This window comes from Streptomyces sp. ADMS, assembly GCF_033441795.1.
In the GTDB taxonomy this organism is placed as follows: Bacteria; Actinomycetota; Actinomycetes; order Streptomycetales; family Streptomycetaceae; genus Streptomyces.
Map to the genome: position 1 here is coordinate 97,716 of NZ_JAVFVX010000013.1, position 21,977 is coordinate 119,692.

Genomic DNA, 21,977 nt, shown 5'->3' on the forward strand with positions numbered 1-21,977 from the left:
CCGGGATCATGAGTCCCCCTGTAGCACCACCCGGCTGGAGTCGCTGGCTCGTTCCTCCGGCCGCCCTCTCGGTTCACCTCTCCATCGGCCAGGCCTACGCCTGGAGCGTCTTCAAGCCGCCGCTGGAATCCGCGCTCGGCCTCAGCGGCACGCAGAGCGCGCTGCCCTTCCAGCTCGGCATCGTCATGCTCGGCCTGTCCGCCGCGTTCGGCGGCACCCTCGTGGAGCGCAACGGGCCGCGCTGGGCCATGACCGTCGCCCTGGTCTGCTTCTCCTCCGGCTTCCTGCTCGCCTCGCTCGGCGCCGCCACCGAGCAGTACTGGCTGATCGTCTTCGGCTACGGCTTCGTCGGCGGCATCGGCCTCGGTATCGGCTACATCTCGCCCGTGTCGACCCTGATCAAGTGGTTCCCCGACCGGCCCGGCATGGCCACCGGCATCGCGATCATGGGCTTCGGGGGTGGCGCGCTCATCGCCTCGCCCTGGTCGGCGCAGATGCTGGAGTCGTTCGGCTCCGACAGCTCCGGGATCGCGCTCGCCTTCCTGGTGCACGGACTGACGTACGCCGTGTTCATGTCGCTCGGGGTGCTCCTGGTGCGGGTGCCGCGCAGCGCGAGGCCCGCCGACAGCGGGGCGAGCGGGCCGACTGCCCTCGCGGGCGCCCAGGTCTCCGCGCGCAGCGCCGTGCGGACCCCGCAGTTCTGGTGTCTGTGGGTCATCCTCTGCATGAACGTGACCGCGGGCATCGGCATCCTGGAGAAGGCCGCGCCGATGATCAAGGACTTCTTCGCGGACAGCTCCACGCCGGTCTCGGTGTCGGCGGCGGCCGGCTTCGTCGCGCTGCTGTCGGCGGCCAACATGGCGGGCCGGATCGGCTGGTCGTCCACCTCCGACCTGATCGGCCGCAAGAACATCTACCGCGTCTACCTCGGCGTGGGCGCGCTGATGTACGCGTCGATAGCCTGGTTCGGGGACTCCTCCAAACCGCTGTTCATCCTGTGTGCCCTGGTGATCCTCTCCTTCTACGGCGGCGGCTTCGCCACCATCCCCGCCTATCTGAAGGATCTCTTCGGGACCTACCAGGTGGGCGCGATCCATGGGCGGCTGCTCACCGCCTGGTCCACGGCCGGTGTCCTCGGTCCGCTGATCGTCAACTGGATCGCCGACCGGCAGGAGGAGGCCGGCAAGCACGGATCGGCCCTCTACGGGATGTCGTTCTACATCATGATCGGACTGCTCGCCGTCGGCTTCGTCGCCAACGAACTCGTCCGTCCCGTCGACCCCCGTCACCACATCCCCGCGCCGAAGGAGGCCGCCGATGTCCAGCGAGAGCCGTCCGTCTGAGAACACGGGCCCGCCCGACCGCCGGCCCCTGATCGCATTCTCCTGGGTATGGGTGGGTGCGCCGCTCTGCTACGGGCTCTACGAGCTGGTGCGGAAGGCGACACAGCTGTTCACAGCGTAGGTGTTCGGTCACTCTGGAGTCTGATGGAAGCCGACAACCCGACCGCGCGAATCCTGTGGCATCGCGTGCCGTCGTACTGGTGAGTCACTGATCAGACTGGTGGATCCCGCTACCGAAAAGCAGCAAGGGGGCCCACCCATGAACGGCTCGCGCATCACCGCGGTCGGTCACTACCAGCCCGCCAAGGTACTCACGAACGAGGAACTGGCGGGTCTGGTCGACACCAGCGACGAGTGGATCAGAAGCCGGGTGGGCATCCGTACGCGCCACATCGCCGGGCCCGACGAGCCTGTCGACGAGCTGGCCGCACACGCCGCCGCCAAGGCGCTCGCGTCGGCGGGTCTGGCCGCGAGCGACATCGACCTCGTCCTCGTCGCCACCTCCACCGCCGTCGACCGCTCCCCGAACATGGCCGCCCGGGTCGCGAACCGGCTCGGTATCCCCTCGGCGGCCACGATGGACCTCAATGTGGTGTGCGCCGGGTTCACCCACGCCCTGGCCACGGCCGATCACGCGGTACGGGCCGGGGGATCGCAACGGGCCCTCGTCATCGGCGCCGACAAGATGTCCGCGGTGACGGACTGGACCGACCGCACGACCTGCGTACTCGTCGGGGACGGGGCGGGCGCCGCGGTCGTCGAAGCGTGTCCGGCGCCGGCCGGGCCGGGGCTCGCCGGTATCGGGCCCGTGCTCTGGGGTTCGGTGCCCGAGATGGGGCACGCGGTACGGATCGAGGGCACGCCCGCACGGTTCGCGCAGGAGGGGCAGAGTGTGTACCGCTGGGCCACCACCCAGCTGCCCCGCATCGCCCGCCAGACCTGTGAGCGCGCGGGCCTCGCCCCCGAGGACCTCGCTGCCGTGGTCCTGCACCAGGCCAACCTGCGCATCATCGAACCGCTGGCCGAGAAGATCGGCGCGGTGAACGCCGTCGTGGCACGCGATGTCATCGAGTCCGGCAACACCTCGGCCGCCAGCATCCCGCTCGCCTTCTCGAAACTGGTAGAGCGCGCGGAGATCTCCACCGGCGACCCGGTCCTGCTGTTCGGTTTCGGCGGCAATCTCTCTTACGCCGGACAGGTCGTCCGCTGCCCGTAGGGCCCGACTCGGACGGGTGGGTCGATCTGCGGCCCGCCCAGGGAGTCTTCGCGCACGTCGGCCGATTCCTCCCGGCCGATGTCCGCCGCACCCACGCGTCCTCTTCTTTGTCCTCTTAGAGGAAGAAGTCGGCGCCAATCTCTGCCCGACTTCTTCCCAGCCCCGGCAGTCACTGCTACGTTCCACTCGAAAGCCCGGCGAAGTGGCCAGAAAACGTGGCCGGTTGGTGCCTGACCAGGCGGGGAGGGGCTTGTGAGACGTATGACCGCGCGACCCGCGAACGCCCATCAGGCCCGGCTGCTGCGGCTGTTGCGTGACGGCGGGCCCAACTCCCGGGCCCAGCTGGGGGACCAGGTCGACCTGTCACGGTCCAAGCTGGCCGTGGAGGTGGACCGGCTCCTGGAGACCGGCCTGGTCGCGGCCGACGGACTCGCCGCCTCGCGAGGCGGTCGCCGCTCCCACAACATCCGGCTCGCCCCCGCCCTGCGTTTCCTCGGTGTGGACATCGGTGCGACCTCGATCGACATCGCGGTCACCAACGCCGAACTGGAAGTGCTGGGCCACCTCAACCAGCCCATGGACGTCCGAGAGGGCCCGGTCGCGGTCTTCGAGCAAGTCCTGTCCATGGCAGCCAAGTTGCGGACCTCCGGGCTCGCGGAGGGGTTCGACGGCGCCGGGATCGGCGTCCCGGGTCCGGTCCGTTTCCCCGAGGGCGTGCCGGTCGCCCCGCCGATCATGCCCGGCTGGGACGGCTTCCCCGTGCGGGAAGCGCTCAGCCAGGAACTGGGCTGCCCGGTGATGGTCGACAACGACGTGAACCTGATGGCCATGGGGGAGCAGCACGCGGGCGTCGCCCGTTCCGTGGGCGACTTCCTCTGCATCAAGATCGGCACCGGGATCGGTTGCGGCATCGTCGTCGGCGGTGAGGTCCACCGTGGGGTGACCGGCAGCGCCGGCGACATCGGCCACATCCAGGCGGTGCCCGACGGCCGCCCGTGCGCCTGCGGCAACCGAGGGTGCCTGGAAGCCCACTTCAGTGGCGCGGCTCTGGCCCGGGACGCCAAAGAGGCGGCCCAGCAGGGACTTTCGGCGGAACTCGCGGCCCGGTGGGAGGCGAGCGGCACCCTGAGTGCCGTCGACGTCGCCGCCGCCGCTGCCGCCGGGGACGCCACCTCGCTCGACCTGATCCGCGAGGGTGGCAACCGCACCGGCCAGGTCATCGCGGGTCTGGTCAGCTTCTTCAACCCCGGCCTGGTGGTGATCGGCGGCGGGGTGACCGGCCTCGGCCACACCCTCCTCGCCGCGATCCGTACCCAGGTCTACCGCCAGTCGCTGCCCCTCGCGACCGGCAACCTGCCCATTGTTCTGGGGGAGTTGGGCCCCACCGCCGGCGTCATCGGCGCCGCCCGGCTCATCAGCGACCACCTGTTCTCACCCGCGTAGACCGCTCCGCACCTACGGCTCACCAGTACAGCGCGCTGCTCTGCCCTGCTCAAAACGCCTGCCCGGCAGGCGAACCACCCTGCAACCGGCCCGCACGCCCGCCAAGGGGAACCGTCATGGCACCAGAACCACCGCTGCTCAGCATGTCCGGCATCACCAAGTCGTTTCCCGGCGTCCGGGCCCTCGACGGCGTCGACCTCGACGTCCAGGCCGGTGAGGTGCACTGTCTGCTCGGCCAGAACGGCGCCGGGAAGTCCACGCTCATCAAGGTCCTGGCCGGCGCCCACCAGCCCGACGGCGGAACCATCGACTGGCGCGGCGAGACTGTCACCCTGCGCTCGCCCATCGCCGCCATGCGCCTGGGCATCGCCACCATCTACCAGGAACTCGACCTGGTCGAGGGTCTGTCGGTGGCCGAGAACGTCCACCTCGGCCATGAACCAACGGTCGCCGGATTCGTCGTACGAGGAAAGGCGGCGAAGGCGTCGACGGCCGCGCTGCTGAAGCGGCTCGGTCATCCGGAGGTCGATCCGGGGCGCCTGGTCGGGGAGTTGTCGGCGGCGCAGCAGCAGATCGTGTCGATGGCGCGGGCCCTCTCCCACGACGTACGGCTGATCGTCATGGACGAGCCGTCCGCCGCGCTCGACCCGGAGGAGGTCGACAACCTCTTCCGTATCGTCGGCGACCTGACCGCGGACGGGGTCGCCGTCGTCTACATCTCGCACCGCCTGGAGGAGATCCGCCGCATCGGCGACCGCGTGACCGTCCTCAAGGACGGCCGCGCGGTGGCGGGCGGACTTCCGGCGAAGTCCACGCCGACCCGAGAGGTCGTCGCCCTGATGACGGGCCGGAACGTCGAGTACGTCTTCCCGGAGCGCCCCGCGACACCGGCGGACGCGGGCGGCGCGCCGGTCCTCGAAGTCCAGGGCCTGGCCAGGGAGGGCGAGTTCGCGCCCGTCGACCTCACCGTGCGGCCCGGCGAGATAGTCGGCCTTGCCGGACTGGTCGGGTCGGGTCGCTCGGAGATCCTGGAGACGGTCTACGGCGCCCGTAAGCCGACCGCCGGTCAAGTCCTCGTCGACGGGCGGGTGTTGCGGCCCGGCAGTGTACGGGCCGCAGTGCGCGCCGGACTCGGCCTCGCCCCCGAGGAACGCAAGGCGCAGGCCCTGCTGATGCTGGAGTCCGTCACCCGTAATGTGTCGGTCTCCTCCATGTCCCGCTTCGCACGCGGCGGTTGGATCGACCGGGGCGCCGAACTGAGTGCCGCCCGCGCCGCCACCCGTGAACTGTCACTGCGGCCCGACAACCCCTCCGTGCCCGTCCGTACCCTCTCCGGCGGCAACCAGCAGAAGGCGGTCCTCGCCCGCTGGCTGCTGCGGGGCTGCCGCGTCCTGCTGCTCGACGAACCGACCCGGGGCGTCGACGTCGGCGCCCGCGCCGAGCTGTACGCGGTGATCCGCCGCCTCGCCGACGAGGGCCTCGCCGTCCTGCTGGTCTCCAGCGAGATACCCGAGGTCGTGGGGCTGGCCGACCGGGTGGTGGTTCTCCGCGAGGGCCGGGTTGTTCACTCCGGCCCCTCGCAGGAACTGGACGAGTTTCGCGTACTCGACCTCGTCGTGACTCCGCCGGTTCCTGAAGGAGGTGGCTTCTCAGTCGGCCGCTGACCGGTCTCATGCCGGTCAAGCCCTGACCGTTGCCCGAAGGCAGAAGCCAACTTAGCAGCGTCATGACGGGAGTTGCCCGTGCCCAGCAAACTGCACCCGACGGGGTCAATGGCCGAACGTGAGTCCGATCGTGCGGCTTCCCTCAACGGCCCGGTACGCGCCTTGATGGCCCGCGCCGACATCCGCACCCTCTCCCTCCTCGGCGTGCTCGCCGCGCTCATCGTCGTCGGCGGTATCACCAAGCCCGACGAGTTCCTCGACACCCGCAACCTCCAACTCGTCCTCACCCAGGGCTCGGTGATCGGTGTCGTCACTGTCGGCATGACCTTCGTCATCATGTCGGGAGGTATCGATCTGTCGGTCGGCGCGATCGTGGCCCTCTCCTCGGTTTGGGCGACCACCGTCGCCACCCAGGAGTACGGCTTCGCGGGCATCCTCTTCACCGCCGTGCTCGTCGGCGTGAGCTGCGGCCTGGTCAACGGGCTGCTTATCGCGTACGGCGGGATGGTCCCGTTCATCGCCACGCTCGCCATGCTGGCCTCGGCGCGCGGACTCGCCCTCCAGATCACGGACGGCGCGACGCAGATCGTCACGATCGGCAGCGTCCTCGACCTCGGCGAACGCGACGCGTACATCCTCGGCATCCCGCCACTGGTACTGGTCTTCGCGGTAGTGACGATCATCGGCTGGCTGATCCTGAACCGCACCACCTTCGGCCGCCGCACGGTCGCCGTGGGCGGCAACGCGGAGGCGGCCCGCCTGGCCGGCATCGACGTACGCCGCCAGCGCCTCTATCTGTACCTCCTGTCCGGACTGTGCTGCGGGATCGCCGCGTTCCTGCTGATCATCCTGTCCGGCTCGGGCCAGAACACCAACGGCAACCTGTACGAGCTGGACGCCATCGCCGCCGCGATCATCGGCGGCACCCTGCTCAGCGGAGGCCGCGGCACCATTGTCGGCTCCGTCCTGGGCGTTCTGATCTTCACCACGATCACCAACATCTTCGCCCTGAACAACCTGCAGAGCGATGTGCAGCAGATCGCCAAGGGCGCGATCATCGTCGCCGCCGTGCTCGTCCAGCGCCGTACCGCAAGCACGACCTGAGGGAAGGGTTCACCGTCATGCCACAGCCGACGCCTTTCACAAGCCGCAGAGGACTGCTCTTCGGGACCGCCGCCGTCGGGGCGGGAGTCCTGCTCGCCGGTTGCACCAGCAACGAATCCGACGACGAACCCGCGTCGAACGACCAGCCGGCCGCCGCCGACACCCCCGGCAAGGCCGTCACCATCGGCTTCGCCGGACCGCAGGCCGACCACGGCTGGCTCAACGCGATCAACGACAACGCCAAGAGCAGGGCGAAGAAGTACTCCGACGTGACGCTGGAGATCACCGAGGGCTCCAACGACACCGCCGCGCAGATCGGCCAGATCGAGACCCTGATCAACAAGAAGGTCGACGTGCTGGTGATCCTGCCCGCCGACGGCAAGGCGCTCACCCAGGTGGGCCTGAAGGCGATGCGTGCCGGCATCCCGGTGGTCAACCTGGACCGGATCTTCAACACCCCGCAGGCGTACCGCTGTTGGATAGGAGGCGACAACTACGGCATGGGCCTCAACGCCGGTCACTACATCGGCGAGAAGCTCAAGGACGTGAGCGACGCCAAGGTCATCGAACTCGCGGGCCTCGACAACCTGGAACTGACCAAGCAGCGTACCCAGGGCTTCGACGACGCGCTGAAGAACTACCCGAACATCAAGAAGGTCGCCCGCCAGGCCGCCGAGTTCACGGTCGAGTCGGGACAGGCCAAGACGGCCCAACTCCTACAGGCCCAGCCGAAGTTCGACGCCCTGTGGAACCACGACGACGACCAGGGTGTGGGCGCGCTGCGGGCGATCGAGCAGGCCGGACGCGACGACTTCCTGATGGTCGGCGGCGCGGGCGCCCTCTCCGCCTTCCAGGCCATCAAGCGGGACAACGGCGTCCTGAAGGCGACGGTGCTCTATCCGCCCACGATGGCCGCGTCGGCGATCGACCTGGCCCGTGCGCTGGGCCAGGCCAAGGGAGTGAGCGGCCTCGCGGAGTTCGAGATCCCGTCCTCCCTGACGCTGTACTCGGCGGTGGTCGACAAGGACAACGTCGACCAGTACATGCCCACGGGCTTCAAGTAGAGGGACCGGGGCCACGGGTCTGGACTGATCTACCAGGCGTGCGGTTCGGCCGCGCCCCTCAAGGGCGCGGGGCTGGGTCGGTGCGCGGCTCCGATGAGTGGGCGTGACCCGCCACAGCGGACCCGCAGCCGACACACAGGACCCGAGGAGCGCGTGGCATCGACTCCGCCTTCCTCCCCAAAGCCCTGCCCCCCCCCGAAGCCCGCATGGCTCCGGAAACGCACCCCCCCACAGTGCCAACCACGAGGAGGACATCCGCATGGGACAGCCGCAGGCAGACGCCGGGAAGCCGGTGCTGGGCGTCGGCATGGTCGGGTACGCGTTCATGGGTGCCGCCCACTCCCAGGGCTGGCGCACCGTGGGCCGTGTCTTCGACCTGCCACGGCGCCCGGTGCTCGCCGCGATCTGCGGCCGGGACGCCGGGGCCGTCCGAGCGGCGGCGGACCGGCACGGCTGGGCGGTGGCCGAGACCGACTGGCGTGCCATGATCGAACGGGACGACGTCGACCTCGTCGACATCTGTACTCCCGGCGACAGCCACGCCGAGATCGCCCTCGCCGCCCTCGCCGCGGGCAAACACGTACTGTGTGAGAAGCCCCTCGCGAACACCGTCGAGGAAGCCGTGGCGATGGCAGTGGCCGCCGAAGAGGCGGAGCGGCGCGGCCAGCTGGCGATGGTCGGCTTCAACTACCGTCGGCTGCCCGCCACCGCGCTCGCCCGTTCCATGGTCGCCGAGGGCAGGCTCGGCAGTCTGCGGCACGTACGGGTGACGTATCTTCAGGACTGGCTGGTGGACCCGGAGTTCCCGCTCACCTGGCGGTTGCGCAAGGAGTCGGCGGGGTCGGGCGCGCTCGGCGACCTGGGCGCCCACATCGTCGACCTCGCCCAGTACCTCGTGGGCGAGACGCTCGCGGGGGTCTCCGCACTGACCGAAACCTTCGTACGGGAGCGCCCGTTGCCCGGCGGCCCCACCAGCGGCCTGACCGCCGCCCCGGCCACCGGTGCCGGACAGGTCACCGTGGACGACGCCGCCGTGTTCACCGGCCGCTTCCCCTCGGGCGCCCTCGCCTCCTTCGAGGCGACCCGGTACGCGACCGGCCGCAAGAACGCCCTGCGCATCGAACTCAACGGCGAACACGGCTCGTTGGCCTTCGACCTGGAGCGCCTCAACGAACTCGAGTACCACGACGGCACCGAACCCGGCACGCGCGCCGGCTTCCGCCGCATCCTCGTCACCGAACCGGACCACCCCTACCTGGAAGCCTGGTGGCCGCCGGGCCACGGCCTCGGCTACGAGCACAGCTTCGTCCACCAGGCCCGCGACCTCGTTCACGCGATCGCGGCGGGCAGCCGGCCCCGGCCGTCCTTCGCGGAGGGCCTCCAGGTGCAACGTGTCCTGGCGGCGGTCGAGGAGAGCGCGGAGAAGAACTCCGTCTACACGCCCATAACGGTCTCACCCGTATCGGTCTGAGGAGGCTCGACGAGAATGCCGCGCGACTTCACGCTCTTCACCGGCCAGTGGGCCGACCTGCCTCTCGAAGAGGTCTGCCGCCTCGCCCGTGACTTCGGCTACGACGGACTCGAACTCGCCTGCTGGGGCGACCACTTCGAGGTCGACAAGGCCCTCGCGGATCCCTCCTATCTGGCGGGCCGCCACCAACTCCTCGACAAGTACGGCCTCAAGTGCTGGGCGATCTCCAACCACCTCGTCGGCCAGGCCGTCTGCGACGCCATCATCGACGAACGGCACCAGGCGATCCTGCCCACCCGAATCTGGGGCGACGGCGACGCGGAAGGGGTGCGGCAGCGGGCGGCTGCCGAGATCGCCGACACCGCGCGGGCCGCCGCCGCCTTCGGCGTCGACACCGTCATCGGCTTCACCGGTTCCGCGATCTGGCACCTGGTCGCGATGTTCCCGCCCGCCCCCGAGTCGATGATCGACCGCGGCTACCAGGACTTCGCCGGCCGCTGGAACCCGATCCTTGATGTCTTCGACGCCCAGGGTGTGCGGTTCGCACACGAAGTCCACCCGAGTGAGATCGCTTACGACTACTGGACAACTCGGCGTGCGCTGGAGGCAGTTGATCACAGACCCGCCTTCGGTCTGAACTTCGACCCCTCGCACTTCGTGTGGCAGGACCTCGACCCGGTCGGCTTTCTGTGGGACTTCCGCGACCGGATCTACCACGTCGACTGCAAGGAGGCCCGTAAACGGCTCGACGGCCGCAACGGCCGCCTCGGCTCGCATCTGCCCTGGGGCGACCCGCGCCGAGGCTGGGACTTCGTGTCGGCCGGCCACGGCGACGTCCCCTGGGAGGACGTCTTCCGCATGCTGCGCTCGATCAACTACCAGGGCCCCATCTCCGTGGAGTGGGAGGACGCCGGCATGGACCGGCTCCAGGGCGCCCCCGAGGCGCTGACCCGCCTCAAGGCGTACGACTTCGAACCGCCGTCGGCCTCGTTCGACGCGGCGTTCGGCAGCAACGACTGAGCCGTTCCTGAATTTGTTCCGGGGTGACGGCGCACCCCGGCGTATCGCACCCGCATGTACAACGAGCCCCATTCTGGAGGCATTCGTGCACGCGAAAGACGGCACCACCAGCACCGGCAGAATCGGGAGTCGCAGACGACACCCCCAAGTCCGCAGAGCGCTCGCCCTGTTCACGGGCGCGATGCTCGCGGGAGCGTCACTGACCCTGGCAGCACCCCAGGCCGGCGCAGCCGTCGCCGAGCCCGCAGCCGCCGAGGACTTCCAGCAGGTCACCCTGGCCAAGGGGGAACCGGAGGTCGGCGAGCCCATGTCGCTCGCCGTCCTCCCGGACCGTTCGGTCCTGCACACCTCGCGCGACGGCGAACTCCGCATCACCGACGCCGCCGGAAACACCCGGCTCGCCGGAAAGCTCGACGTCTACTCCCACGACGAGGAGGGCCTCCAAGGCATTGGCGTCGACCCGCAGTTCAGCACCAACCGCTTCATCTACCTCTACTACGCGCCCCCGTTGAACACCCCGGCGGGTGACGCCCCCGAGACGGGCACCGCGGCCGACTTCGCGCCCTTCGACGGCGTCAACCGGCTCTCCCGGTTCGTCCTCAACGCCGACGGCACGCTCGACAACGCCAGCGAGACGGAGATCCTCGATGTCCCGGCCTCACGCGGCCTGTGCTGCCATGTCGGCGGCGACATCGATTTCGACGCGGCGGGCAACCTGTACCTGTCGACGGGCGACGACACCAACCCCTTCCAGTCCGACGGCTTCACGCCCATCGACGAGCGCGCCAACCGCAACCCGGCCTTCGACGCACAGCGTTCGTCCGGCAACACCAACGACCTGCGCGGCAAGATCCTGCGCATCAAGGTCAACGCGGACGGCTCGTACACCGTCCCGGACGGCAACCTGTTCGCGCCCGGCACGGACAGGACGCGCCCCGAGATCTACGCGATGGGTTTCCGCAACCCGTTCCGCTTCAGCGTCGACAAGGCGACCGGCGTCCTGTACATCGGCGAGTACGGTCCCGACGCGGGCGCGGCCGACCCGGCCCGGGGCCCCGCGGGACAGGTCGAGTTCGCCCGCGTCCCCGGCCCCGGCAACTATGGCTGGCCGTACTGCACCGGCGCCAACGACCCCTACGTCGACTACGACTTCGCGACCGGGACATCGGGCGCCGCCTTCGACTGCGCCGCACCGAAGAACACCTCGCCCAACAACACCGGCCTGACCGACCTTCCGCCGGCGCAGGCCGCCTGGATCCCGTACGACGGCGCGTCCCTGCCGGAGTTCGGCGACGGCTCCGAGTCACCGATGGGCGGCCCGGTCTACCACTACGACCCCTCGCTCGACTCCCCGGTCAAGTTCCCCGAGGCGTACGACGGTGACTTCTTCGCCGGTGAGTTCGGCCGCCGCTGGATCAAGCGGATCAGCAGCGACGCCGACGGGGCCGTCCAGTCCATCAACGACATTCCGTGGACCGGCACCCAGGTGATGGACATGGCCTTCGGACCGGACGGCGCGCTGTACGTCCTCGACTACGGCATCTCGTGGTTCGGCGGCGACGAGCACTCCGCCCTCTACCGCATCGAGAACGCCACCGACGGCCACTCCCCGGTCGCCCAGGCCGCCGCGGACGTCACCTCCGGACAGGCCCCGCTGCGGGTGAAGTTCTCCTCCGCCGGCACCACCGACCAGGACGCCGACGCCCTCACCTACAGCTGGGACTTCGGCGACGGCGGGACATCGACCTCGGCGAACCCCTCCCACAGGTACAAGAAGAACGGGACGTACACGGCGACGGTGACCGCCGAGGACCCCTCCGGCCGCACGGGCAGCGCGAGCGTCCAGATAGTGGTCGGCAACACCGCTCCCGAGGTGGTCCTCCAACTCCCGAAGGACGGTCAGCTGTTCGCGTTCGGTGACGCCATCCCGTTCAAGGTGAAGGTCACCGACCGCGAGGACGGCCGGAGCATCGACTGCTCGAAGGTCGAGGTCACCTTCATCCTCGGTCACGACAGCCACGGCCACCCGCAGACCTCGGCGAAGGGCTGCTCCGGCACCATCCAGACCAGCGCCGACGGCGGGCACGACCCCAACGCCAACATCTTCGGGGTCTTCGACGCGCAGTACACCGACCTCGGAGGCGGCGGCCAGGCACCCCTGACCACCCATGATCAGAACGTCCTCCAGCCAACTCACCGACAGGCCGAGCATTTCAACAACTCCACGGGCACAGCGGTGAGTTCACGAGCGGCGGCCAACGGCGGCAAAACCGTCGGCGACATCGACAACGGCGACTGGATCGCCTTCACGCCGTACGCCCTGGGCAACGCCGAGTCGTTCACGGCACGCGTCGCCTCGGCCGGCGCGGGCGGCAGGCTGGAGATCCGCGCGGGTTCACCCACCGGCCGGGTGCTGGGCCGGGCGACCGTACCGGCGACCGGCGGCTGGGACACCTACCAGGACGTCACCGCCACCCTGTCCCACGCCCCCCGGGGCACGACCACCTTCTACCTGGTCTTCAGGGGAGCGGCGAGCGGCGACCTGTACGAGGTGGACGACTTCACCTTCACGACACGCTGAGAGGAGTGAGCCATGCGACCAACAGGCCGAACAATCACCGCTGTCGCGGGCACGGCACTGCTCCTCGGCAGCGTGTCGACCCCGGCCGCCTCCAAGCCCGCCGCACAGCACGCCGACCGGGTGCTGGTCTTCTCCAGGACGGCAGCCTTCCGGCACGACTCGATCCCTGACGGCATCGCCGCCCTGAAGGAGCTGGGCACGAGCGCCGGCTTCAGGGTCGACGCGACGGAGGACGCGACCGCGTTCAACCCGGCGAACCTCCGCCGGTACGCGGCCGTCGTCTTCCTCTCGACGACCGGCGACGTGCTGACGGGCCGTCAACAGCGGTTCTTCGAGAGCTACATCCATCACGGCGGCGGCTACGTGGGCATCCATGCGGCGGCCGACACGGAATACGACTGGTCGTTCTACGGCGGCCTGGTCGGCGCCTACTTCCAGGGACACCCGGCGATCCAGCCGGCCCGGATGGAGGTGGAGGACCACGCCCACCCGGCGACCTCGGCCCTGGGCGCGGACTGGAACCGTACGGACGAGTGGTACAACTACCGCTCAAATCCCAGGAGTTCGGTCCGCGTCCTGGCATCCCTCGACGAGTCGTCGTACAGCGGCGGCACGATGAACGGCGACCACCCGATCGCCTGGTGCCAGAACTACGCGGGCGGACGCTCCTTCTACACCGGCGTCGGCCACCTGTCGTCCGCGTACGCCGAACCCGCCCTCCGCCAGCATTTGTTGGGCGGACTCCGCTGGGCTGCCGGCAAGGCCCAGGCGGACTGCCGCCCGGAGAACGGCTACCAGCCGCTCTTCGACGACACCTCACAGACAGGGTGGAAACAGGCGGGCCCGGGCACTTTCACCCTCTCCGACGACGGCACGCTGACATCGTCGGGCGGGATGGGGATGCTCTGGTACGCCGACCGGAGCTTCGGCGCCTACTCGCTGAAGCTGGACTGGAAGGCCCACGGCGACGACAACTCCGGTGTGTTCGTGGGCTTCCCGCCCTCGGACGATCCATGGTCGGCGGTCACCGAGGGCTACGAGATCCAGATCGACGCGACCGACGCCCCCGACCGCACCACCGGGGCCGTGTACGGCTTCCGCTCCGCCGACCTGAGGAAGCGCGACCGCGCGCTGAATCCGCCGGGGGAGTGGAACACGTACGAGATCCGCGTGGAGGGCGAACGGCTCCGCGTCTGGCTCAACGGCGTGCAGATCAACGATTTCACCAACACCGATCCGTCCCGCAGCCTGCGGGACGGCCATGTCGGCATCCAGAACCACGGGCCCGAAGACCAGGTGTCCTTCCGCGACATCCGGATCAGGGAACTGTCCGTGACCGCGCCGGCGACCCCGGCCGCTCCGGGCGACTGAGCGGCGGCGGGCGGGAGACGCCGGACTCCCGCCCGCCGCCTTCCCCCCCCGGCCTGCCGCCGGGGCGTGTGAACGACAAGGAGGCTGCCCATGTCCACGTCGTCGTCTCATCCTCGAACTCGCGTGGGGGTATGGCTGGTCGGAGCCCGCGGCTCCGTCGCCACCACCGTTGTCGCGGGCTGCGCCGCCATGACAGCGGGACTGCACCGTCCCACGGGCATGGTCACCGAAACACCCCCGTTCACGGACTGCGGCCTCCCACCCCTGTCCTCCCTCGTCTTCGGCGGCCACGACACGGTGGACTGCCCGCTGCCCAAACGCGCGGAAGCGCTGACGGCGGCAGGTGTCCTGCCGTACGGCCTCACATCGGCGATCGCCTCCGAACTGGCCGCCGCGGACCGGGAGATCAGGCCCGGCGCCCCAACTCCGGGTGATACGAACCGAACCCCGGACGACCTGGTGGCGGCCTTCGCCTCGGACATCCGGGACTTCGTACGACGCCACGCCCTGACCCGGGCGGTGGTGGTGAACGTGGCCTCGACGGAACCGACCCCGACCGGTTCCGCGCTTCCGCCGAGCTCCCTGTACGCGGCGGCGGCCCTGCGCGCGGGCTGCCCGTACGTCAACTTCACCCCGTCGACGGGACTGCACCACCCCGCGCTGGCCCCCACGGCGGCGACGAGCGGTCTGCCCTACGCGGGCCGGGACGGCAAGACGGGCCAGACACTGCTCAGGTCTGTCCTCGGGCCGATGTTCACACAACGAGCCCTGGAGGTCCGCGCCTGGTCGGGCACCAACCTCCTCGGCGGAGGAGACGGAGCGTCCCTCGCCGACCCCGCCGCGGCGGCGGCGAAGAACGCGGGCAAGGAACGCGTCCTCGCCGACACCCTCGGCACAACACCCGAGGGCGTGGTCCACATCGACGATGTCCCGTCCCTCGGCGACTGGAAAACCGCGTGGGACCACATCGCCTTCGACGGCTTCCTCGGCACCCGCATGATCCTCCAGACCACGTGGCAGGGCTGCGACTCGGCCCTGGCGGCCCCCCTGGTCCTCGACCTGGCCCGCCTCACCGCCCGCGCCCACGAAGCCGGCCTCTCCGGCCCCCTGAGCGAACTCGGCTTCTACTTCAAGGACCCGGTGGGCGACGGCCCGTCGGGGCTGGGGGAGCAGTACGCCGAGTTGGCGGGGTTCGCGGCGCGGCTTCGGGGCGATAGGGCGCGTGAGGGGCCGGGCCGGGACGCGGACACCTGGGCGGAGCGCCGCTTCCCGACCGGGCCCCTGTGCGGGCGACCGTCCGACGGGGAGGGGGAACGCCGGTGAACACGCCACCCGACGCGACACCCCGGGGCGGTGTACGGGGCCGGGGCCGCCGGGAACAGGCCCGGGCCGGGGCACCGCACGACCCCACCGCCCCGCTCCGTTTCGGCTACGGAACCAACGGTCTCACCGACCTCCGCCTCGACGACGCCCTCGGCCTGCTGGCCGACCTCGGCTACGACGGCGTCGGCCTGACTCTCGACCACATGCATCTCGACCCGCTCGCCGCCGACCTCCCCGCCCGCACCCGACAGGTCGCCCGCCGCCTGAACACCCTCGGCCTGGGTGTCACCGTGGAAACCGGCGCCCGCTATGTACTCGACCCGCGCCGCAAACACGGCCCCTCCCTCCTCGACCCGGACCCGGACGACCGCTCACGACGCGTCGACCTCCTGCTTCGAGCTGTACGAGTCGCCGCCGACCTCGGCGCCCATGCCGTGCACTGCTTCAGCGGCATCACCCCCGCAGACACGACCCCGGACACCGCCTGGCACCGGCTGACCGATGCCCTCGCCCCCGTCCTGGACACGGCCACCGCAGCCGGCATCCCGCTCGCCGTCGAACCCGAACCCGGCCATCTGCTTGCAACCATCGCCGACTTCCACCACCTCCGGCACGCACTCGACAGCCCGGCAGCCCTCGGCCTCACCCTCGACATCGGTCACTGCCAGTGCCTCGAACCGCTCTCTCCGGCCGACTGCGTCCGCGCCGCCGCACCCTGGCTGCGTCACGTCCAGATCGAGGACATGCGCCACGGAGTCCACGAACACCTTCCGTTCGGCGACGGAGAGATCGACTTCCCGCCCGTCCTCGCCGCGCTGTCCGGCACCGGCTACCAGGGCCTGACCGTCGTCGAACTCCCGCGCCACTCCCACGCGGGCCCCCACTACGCCGAACACTCCCTCCGCTTCCTCCGCACCCGGTCCCACGCCGGACCGGGCACCCCGGCGGCCGACAGCACCCTCTCCCTCACGCCGCCGGCCGAACTCCGCACCCAGGTCACCGCTCACCTCGACGAGGCCGCCCGTGCGTGGCTCGCCCTCGCCCTGGACGAGGCAGCCGCCCACTCCGGCACCCACGGCCCCGTCTCCGCCTGGGAGTTGCGCCTGGCCGAAGCCGGCCGCCGCTGCGGCACCGACCACGCCGACGCCGTACGCGTCCTGATCCTGTACGCCGCCCACGCCGGCCCGGACGCCCTTACCCGCGTCTACCACCAGGGCACCGCCGCCGAACGCCGAGCCGTCCTGCACGCCCTGCCCCACCTGGTCCCCGGCCCCGACGCCCTCCCCCTCGTCGAGGACGCCCTGCGCACCAACGACACCCGCCTCGTCGCCGCAGCCGTCGGCCCGTACGCCGCGCGTCACCTGGACGCCCACAACTGGCGCCACGCCGTGCTGAAGTGCCTGTTCACCGGAGTGCCCGTCAACACGGTGGCCGACCTTCACCACCGGGCCCACGCCGATCCGGAACTCGCCCGCATGCTCGACGACCACGCGGCCGAACGCACCGCCGCCGGCCGTCCCGTCCCCGAGGACCTGTACCGCGTCCTGGCCCTGACGACGCCACCGGTCAAGGAGTCCTGATGCGCATCTTCGACCCCCACATCCACATGACGTCACGGACCACCGACGACTACCGGGCCATGTACACCGCAGGTGTCCGCGCCGTCGTCGAACCCGCCTTCTGGCTCGGCCAGCCGCGCACCTCGCCCGCCTCCTTCCTCGACTACTTCGACTCCCTCCTGGGCTGGGAACCCTTCCGCGCCGCCCAGTACGGCATCGCGCACCACTGCACGATCGCCCTCAACCCCAAGGAGGCGAACGACCCCCGCTGCGTCCCCGTCCTGGACGAACTGCCCCGGTATCTCGTCAAGGACCGGGTCGTCGCAGTCGGCGAGATCGGCTACGACTCGATGACCCCCGCCGAGGACACCGCACTCGCCGCCCAGCTCCAGCTCGCCGCCGATCACGACCTGCCCGCGCTCGTCCACACCCCGCACCGTGACAAGCTCGCCGGCCTGCGCCGCACCCTCGACGCCGTTCGGGAGTCCGCCCTGCCCCCGGAACGCGTGCTGGTCGACCATCTCAACGAGACCACCGTGAAGGAGGCCAAGGACGCCGGCTGCTGGCTCGGCTTCTCGGTCTACCCGGAGACCAAGATGGACGAGGAGCGGATGGTCGCGATCCTCCGCGGCCACGGGCCCGAGCAGGTGCTGGTCAACTCCGCGGCAGACTGGGGCAGAAGCGACCCCCTCAAAACCCGCAGGGTCGGCGACCTGATGCTGGCGGAGGGCTTCACCGAGGACGACGTCGACCGCGTCCTGTGGCGCAATCCAGTCGCCTTCTACGGGCTCAGCGGCAGGCTGGACCTCGAAGTCGAGGCGACCGACGCCACCCACGAGGGCAACTCCGTGCTGCGCGGCGGGGAGTGAACGATGCGCTTCCGCCATTTCGACGGCTCCACCGTCCACCTCGCCCACTGCACCAACGTTCACCCAGCGGAAACACTCATCGGTGTCCTCGCCCAACTCCACGACCACTGCGAACCCGTGCGCCGACGCCTCCGGCGCGACCGGCTGGGCATCGGACTGTGGCTGGGCGAACGCGCCGCCCCGGCGAAGCCGGACGCCCGGCTCACGTACTACGACCGGCCTCTTCGAGGCACCCACGGCCGCTTCCCGACGAGCGACGACGACAGCCCGCTCCTCATCTGCTCCACCCCCATCTGCCCACCCCCCCCGGTGCCGTCGACGGCCGCACCACGGCCACCGACGTGACAGCACTCCGGCTCCGACCGGCCGGTCTCTCCTGACTGGTCACCAGTGAAGCACTCACCACTGACAACGCCCTCCGATCCCCGAGGAGTCCAGGCATGAGCCGCACGCACCACACTGATCCCGACCTCACCCACCGCCTCAGCAGACGAGGCATGATCGGCGTGGCCACGGGCGCCACCGCTGCCGCGTTCCTGGGCGCCGCCGCGTCCCCCGCCGGTGCCGCCACCGAGACCGCGTCCGGCAGCGCGGGCCGGGGCCGTCCCGTCCTGCCGCCCGGCCGGCTCGGCATCCAGCTCTACAGCCTGCGCGACAAGGTCTCCACGCTTGGCTTCGCGCCCGTCTTCGCCGAACTGAAGAAGTACGGGTACGACGAGGTCGAGTTCGCCGGATACACCCAGGGCTCCGCGGGCCCCATCACCCTCGCCCAGCTCAAGCGACTGGCGCGCAACCACGGCCTCAACCCGATCGGCAGCCACGTCGGCTACTACTCCAGCGACCCGAACGCCTACACCTTCGCGCAGAACCTCGACAAGGTCCTCGACGATGCCCAGGCCCTCGGCCTCAAGCACATCGGCACCGCCTCCAACCCGTTCCGCTACGGCTCCACCGTCGACGCCTGGAAGCGGGCCGCGGAGGAGTTCAACACGTACGGCGCGGCGGCCAGGGCACGCGGCATGAAGTTCTACCAGCACAACCACTCCGAGGAGTTCTCCTTCGCGACCGACAACCCGAAGGTCCGGCTCTACGACGTACTGCTCGCCGAGACCGACCCCGAGCTCGTGTACCTGGAGATGGACATCTTCTGGGCGTACTCGGGCCAGTTCCGTTTCTCGAAGCGCCTTGACGGCACACCGGCGCCCTTCGAACCCCTCGACTACGTCCTCAGGCAGCCCGACCGGTATCCGCTCTTCCATGTGAAGGACGGCGTGAGCGACCCGGGCAGCCAGTACGGCTACCGCATGACCGACGTCGGCGACGGAGACATCGACTACCAGCGGTTCATCTCCGGTGTCACCCGGCTGCGCGGCCACCGCCTGGCGCACCACTGGCAGGCCGAACACGACAATCCCGTCGAGTCGTTCGCCTTCGCCCGCAGGTCGAGCCAGCATCTGCACTCGCTTCGCGAGAAGTGCGGCGAGTAGCCGCCGGCCGCGGTGTGACCGGCCCCGGGTGCCCAAGGCCCCGGGGCCGACCGCTTTCCGCCTGCGAAGACGGGCCCAGCTCCGCCCACGGGAAACGCTCGGCCGGGGAAACCCCGGCCGAGCGCCTGTCGAACTGCTTGGCGAACCTAGTCCCCGTCCCGGCTGGTCGGCATCGGGTTGGCCGTCAGACGCTTCTGGTTCGGCCGACCTGGTGGGGTCAGGAAGAGCGCGATGCATGCGGCGAACAGCGAGATCGAGCCGGCCAGAGTGAATGCCCCGTTGTGGCCCCAGTTGTCCACCACGACCTTTCCCATGCCGGCTCCGAGCAGGCCGGACACCAACTTGGAGCTGTAAACCAGACCGTAGTTGGACGCGTTGTTGTTCTCACCGAAGTAGTCCGCCGTCATCGCCGCGAACATCGGGAAGATGGCGCCTCCGCCGAACCCGGAGATGCTGGAGAAGAGCAGGAACAGCGGGAGGTTCTTCATGTCGGCGGACCACAGGATGGCGTACTGCGAAAGGCCGAGAACGATACAGACGAAGATCAGGCACCGCTTGCGCCCGTAACGGTCCGACAGCCAGCCGATCACACCCCGCCCGGTGCCGTTGACGATGGCCTTCATCGACATGGCCGTTGCGACGATTCCGCCCGCGAAGCCGGCCTCCTCGCCGATCTCGACCTGGAAGGCGATGCCGAAGATGTTCACGCCCGAGGTGCACAGCAGGCAGAACCACATCAGCGCGACCCGCCCGGTCCGCCACGCCTCTCCCGGGGTGTACTGCTTGACGGCGGGCGGGTTCATCGCCATTGCACGGCGGGCGCGTGGATCGTCCGGGGGCCGCAGCGGGTCGACCTCGGCGGGCCACCAGTTCTTCGGCGGGTCCCGGAAGAAGGAGCCGGCCACGGCTACCGTCGCGGCCAGGAAGACACCTACCGAGACAAGTACCCAGCGGAAGTTCGTCAGATCCATGAAGCTGGTGAAGAGGAAGACGAACGGCACGGAACCATAGGCGAAACCGCCGTTGACGAAGCCGGTCTTGCCTCCCTTGCGTTCCGGATACCACTTGCCGACCATGTTCACGCAGGTCGCATAGACCATGCCGGCACCCATACCGCTGAACATGCCGAACCCGACGTACGCGACGATCACATGCGGAGCGAACGCGAGGGACAGATATCCGAGCAAGGTGCCGAGTGCGCCGAGCATCATCGCCCAGCGTGCGGGCAGTCTTCCGCTTTCCCTGAGTTTTCCGGCGGGGAAGGCCACAGCCGCCTGGAAGAACACCCAGACACCGAGCATCCAGAAGATGTGCCCGTCGTTCCAGCTGTGTGCGATGTGCAGGGTGTCCTCGGCCGAAGCGAACGCGTACTCGGCCGAGCTGATGCCCATCATGCCGATCCACGGCAGGATGACCATCCACTTGCGCTTACGTCCCATGATGTCGACATCGGATTCCCCGATGCGGTACATGCGGCCGTTGTGGTCCGTCACCTCCCGGTACGGGACGGACGTCGAGTAGTCGATGGCTGTCATCGTGGTGAAGACTCCTTGCGTCGAAAGATCTGGCCAGCGCCCCCTGTCCAAATGCCTTTCGTGCGCGCATGGGTCCCGGGGCCGGCCGACGCGCACCGTCGCCCGCCCCCCGCGCCTGGTTACGTCATGAACAGCCCCCCAACACCCGGGAGGGTCCGCCCCTTTGTGGTGCGTTCCAAGGACCTCACGTCAGATCACCCCGCTCGCCCTGAGCAGGCGCAGTTCCTCGTCACCGAGGCCGAGTTCGCCGACGAGGATCTCCTCGGTGTGCTGGCCCAGGAGGGGTGGGGTGGTGATGTGGGTGGGGGAGTCGGAGAGTTTGAGGGGGTTGCCGACCGTGGTGAAAGGCCCGCGTTCGGGGTGCCCGACGGTGACGATCATGTCGTTGGCGGCGAGTGAGCTGTCCTCGATGATCTCTCTGGTGGACAGGATCGGTCCGCAGGGGATGTCGTGCGTGGTCAGGCGTTCCAGGACCTGCCACTTGGGCAGGGCGGAGGACCACTCCTCGATCAGCTGGAACATCTTGGCCAGTCTGGGCAGGCGGGCTTCGGGGGTGGCCCATTCGGGGTCGTGGGCGAGTTCGGGCCGGCCGATCAACTGGGTGAGAGGTTCCCAGCCGACGGGCTGGACGATGACGTACACGTAGTCGTTGGGGCCGCCCGGCGCGCACCGCACGGCCCAGCCCGGCTGACCGCCACCCGAGGCGTTGCCGGAGCGGGGTACCTCGTTGCCGAAGTCCTCGGTGGGGTACTCCGCCAGCGGACCGTGGGCCAGACGCTGCTGGTCGCGCAGTTTGACCCGGCACAGGTTCAGCACCGCGTGCTGCATCGCCACGTTCACCCGCTGCCCCCGCCCGGTCGTCTCGCGCTGGAACAGCGCGGCGAGGATGCCGGCCACCGCGTGGATGCCGGTCCCGGAGTCCCCGAT

Annotated in this window: 16 protein-coding genes and 2 pseudogenes; 16 read left to right on the top strand and 2 right to left on the bottom strand. The window is 69.7% G+C overall.

The genetic code is table 11. The features are described from left to right. Positions 1-8: 8 nt before the first annotated feature. The 16 genes and pseudogenes from RB628_RS08950 to RB628_RS09030 all read left to right on the top strand — a co-directional run bounded on the left by RB628_RS08950 (position 9) and on the right by RB628_RS09030 (position 19,515). The gene (locus tag RB628_RS08950; protein ID WP_318319773.1) at positions 9-1,343 is read left to right on the top strand and encodes an OFA family MFS transporter; all 1,335 of its coding nucleotides are present in this window, start codon (positions 9-11) and stop codon (positions 1,341-1,343) included. Between the two features lie 259 nt (positions 1,344-1,602). Next, on the top strand, positions 1,603-2,559 hold the full coding sequence (locus RB628_RS08955; protein ID WP_318319774.1) for a beta-ketoacyl-ACP synthase III: 957 nt from the start codon (positions 1,603-1,605) through the stop codon (positions 2,557-2,559). Positions 2,560-2,820: 261 nt separating this feature from the next. Then, positions 2,821-4,002 (top strand): ROK family transcriptional regulator, encoded by a 1,182-nt coding sequence (locus RB628_RS08960; RefSeq protein ID WP_318319775.1) that lies wholly within the window; start codon positions 2,821-2,823, stop codon positions 4,000-4,002. Positions 4,003-4,118: 116 nt separating this feature from the next. Continuing rightward, complete coding sequence (locus RB628_RS08965) at positions 4,119-5,666, top strand: sugar ABC transporter ATP-binding protein (protein WP_318319776.1); 1,548 nt, start codon at positions 4,119-4,121, stop codon at positions 5,664-5,666. A gap of 108 nt (positions 5,667-5,774) precedes the next feature. Then, a complete protein-coding gene (locus RB628_RS08970) occupies positions 5,775-6,770 on the top strand; it encodes an ABC transporter permease (protein ID WP_318319794.1) in 996 nt (331 codons plus the stop codon). A gap of 17 nt (positions 6,771-6,787) precedes the next feature. After that, complete coding sequence (locus tag RB628_RS08975) at positions 6,788-7,834, top strand: substrate-binding domain-containing protein (RefSeq protein WP_318319777.1); 1,047 nt, start codon at positions 6,788-6,790, stop codon at positions 7,832-7,834. A gap of 259 nt (positions 7,835-8,093) precedes the next feature. Further along, a complete protein-coding gene (locus RB628_RS08980; protein ID WP_318319778.1) occupies positions 8,094-9,305 on the top strand; it encodes a Gfo/Idh/MocA family oxidoreductase in 1,212 nt (403 codons plus the stop codon). A 15-nt stretch (positions 9,306-9,320) separates the two neighbouring features. Further along, on the top strand, positions 9,321-10,325 hold the full coding sequence (locus RB628_RS08985) for a sugar phosphate isomerase/epimerase family protein (protein WP_318319779.1): 1,005 nt from the start codon (positions 9,321-9,323) through the stop codon (positions 10,323-10,325). 85 nt (positions 10,326-10,410) lie between these two features. After that, a complete protein-coding gene (locus RB628_RS08990; RefSeq protein WP_318319780.1) occupies positions 10,411-12,906 on the top strand; it encodes a PQQ-dependent sugar dehydrogenase in 2,496 nt (831 codons plus the stop codon). Positions 12,907-12,918: 12 nt separating this feature from the next. Then, positions 12,919-14,277: a ThuA domain-containing protein gene (locus RB628_RS08995; protein ID WP_318319781.1), complete on the top strand. Its 1,359-nt coding sequence runs from the start codon at positions 12,919-12,921 to the stop codon at positions 14,275-14,277. A gap of 90 nt (positions 14,278-14,367) precedes the next feature. After that, on the top strand, positions 14,368-15,600 hold the full coding sequence (locus RB628_RS09000) for an inositol-3-phosphate synthase (protein ID WP_318319782.1): 1,233 nt from the start codon (positions 14,368-14,370) through the stop codon (positions 15,598-15,600). Then, a pseudogene (locus RB628_RS09005) lies at positions 15,528-16,544 on the top strand (sugar phosphate isomerase/epimerase family protein); the annotation flags it as partial. The gene RB628_RS09000 and the pseudogene RB628_RS09005, both read left to right, overlap by 73 nt. A 153-nt stretch (positions 16,545-16,697) precedes the next feature. Further along, positions 16,698-17,180, top strand: a complete 483-nt coding sequence (locus RB628_RS09010) for an EboA domain-containing protein (RefSeq protein WP_318319795.1) — start codon at positions 16,698-16,700, stop codon at positions 17,178-17,180. After that, positions 17,180-18,028, top strand: coding sequence for a TatD family hydrolase (locus RB628_RS09015; protein ID WP_318319783.1), 849 nt, complete (start codon positions 17,180-17,182; stop codon positions 18,026-18,028). Before RB628_RS09010 ends, RB628_RS09015 begins: the two co-directional genes overlap by 1 nt. A gap of 3 nt (positions 18,029-18,031) precedes the next feature. Then, positions 18,032-18,208 (top strand): annotated as a pseudogene (locus RB628_RS09020) (xylose isomerase); the annotation flags it as partial. 260 nt (positions 18,209-18,468) lie between these two features. Continuing rightward, the gene (locus RB628_RS09030; protein ID WP_318319784.1) at positions 18,469-19,515 is read left to right on the top strand and encodes a sugar phosphate isomerase/epimerase; all 1,047 of its coding nucleotides are present in this window, start codon (positions 18,469-18,471) and stop codon (positions 19,513-19,515) included. A gap of 146 nt (positions 19,516-19,661) precedes the next feature. On the opposite strand, the gene RB628_RS09035 is transcribed toward RB628_RS09030, so the two are convergent. After that, positions 19,662-21,050, bottom strand: a complete 1,389-nt coding sequence (locus RB628_RS09035) for an OFA family MFS transporter (RefSeq protein ID WP_318319785.1) — start codon at positions 21,048-21,050, stop codon at positions 19,662-19,664. Between the two features lie 189 nt (positions 21,051-21,239). Next, a partial coding sequence (locus RB628_RS09040; protein ID WP_318319786.1) for a CoA transferase occupies positions 21,240-21,977 on the bottom strand: 738 nt, incomplete at its 5' end.

Excerpts from the sequence above, each read along its gene's own strand:
- RB628_RS08950 (WP_318319773.1), top strand. The coding sequence starts at position 9 with ATGAGTCCCCCTGTAGCACCACCCGGCTGGAGTCGCTGGCTCGTTCCT.
- RB628_RS08955 (WP_318319774.1), top strand. The coding sequence starts at position 1,603 with ATGAACGGCTCGCGCATCACCGCGGTCGGTCACTACCAGCCCGCCAAG.
- RB628_RS08960 (WP_318319775.1), top strand. The coding sequence starts at position 2,821 with ATGACCGCGCGACCCGCGAACGCCCATCAGGCCCGGCTGCTGCGGCTG.
- RB628_RS08965 (WP_318319776.1), top strand. The coding sequence starts at position 4,119 with ATGGCACCAGAACCACCGCTGCTCAGCATGTCCGGCATCACCAAGTCG.
- RB628_RS08970 (WP_318319794.1), top strand. The coding sequence starts at position 5,775 with ATGGCCGAACGTGAGTCCGATCGTGCGGCTTCCCTCAACGGCCCGGTA.
- RB628_RS08975 (WP_318319777.1), top strand. The coding sequence starts at position 6,788 with ATGCCACAGCCGACGCCTTTCACAAGCCGCAGAGGACTGCTCTTCGGG.
- RB628_RS08980 (WP_318319778.1), top strand. The coding sequence starts at position 8,094 with ATGGGACAGCCGCAGGCAGACGCCGGGAAGCCGGTGCTGGGCGTCGGC.
- RB628_RS08985 (WP_318319779.1), top strand. The coding sequence starts at position 9,321 with ATGCCGCGCGACTTCACGCTCTTCACCGGCCAGTGGGCCGACCTGCCT.
- RB628_RS08995 (WP_318319781.1), top strand. The coding sequence starts at position 12,919 with ATGCGACCAACAGGCCGAACAATCACCGCTGTCGCGGGCACGGCACTG.
- RB628_RS09000 (WP_318319782.1), top strand. The coding sequence starts at position 14,368 with ATGTCCACGTCGTCGTCTCATCCTCGAACTCGCGTGGGGGTATGGCTG.
- RB628_RS09015 (WP_318319783.1), top strand. The coding sequence starts at position 17,180 with ATGCGCATCTTCGACCCCCACATCCACATGACGTCACGGACCACCGAC.
- RB628_RS09030 (WP_318319784.1), top strand. The coding sequence starts at position 18,469 with ATGAGCCGCACGCACCACACTGATCCCGACCTCACCCACCGCCTCAGC.
- RB628_RS09035 (WP_318319785.1), bottom strand. The coding sequence starts at position 21,050 with ATGACAGCCATCGACTACTCGACGTCCGTCCCGTACCGGGAGGTGACG.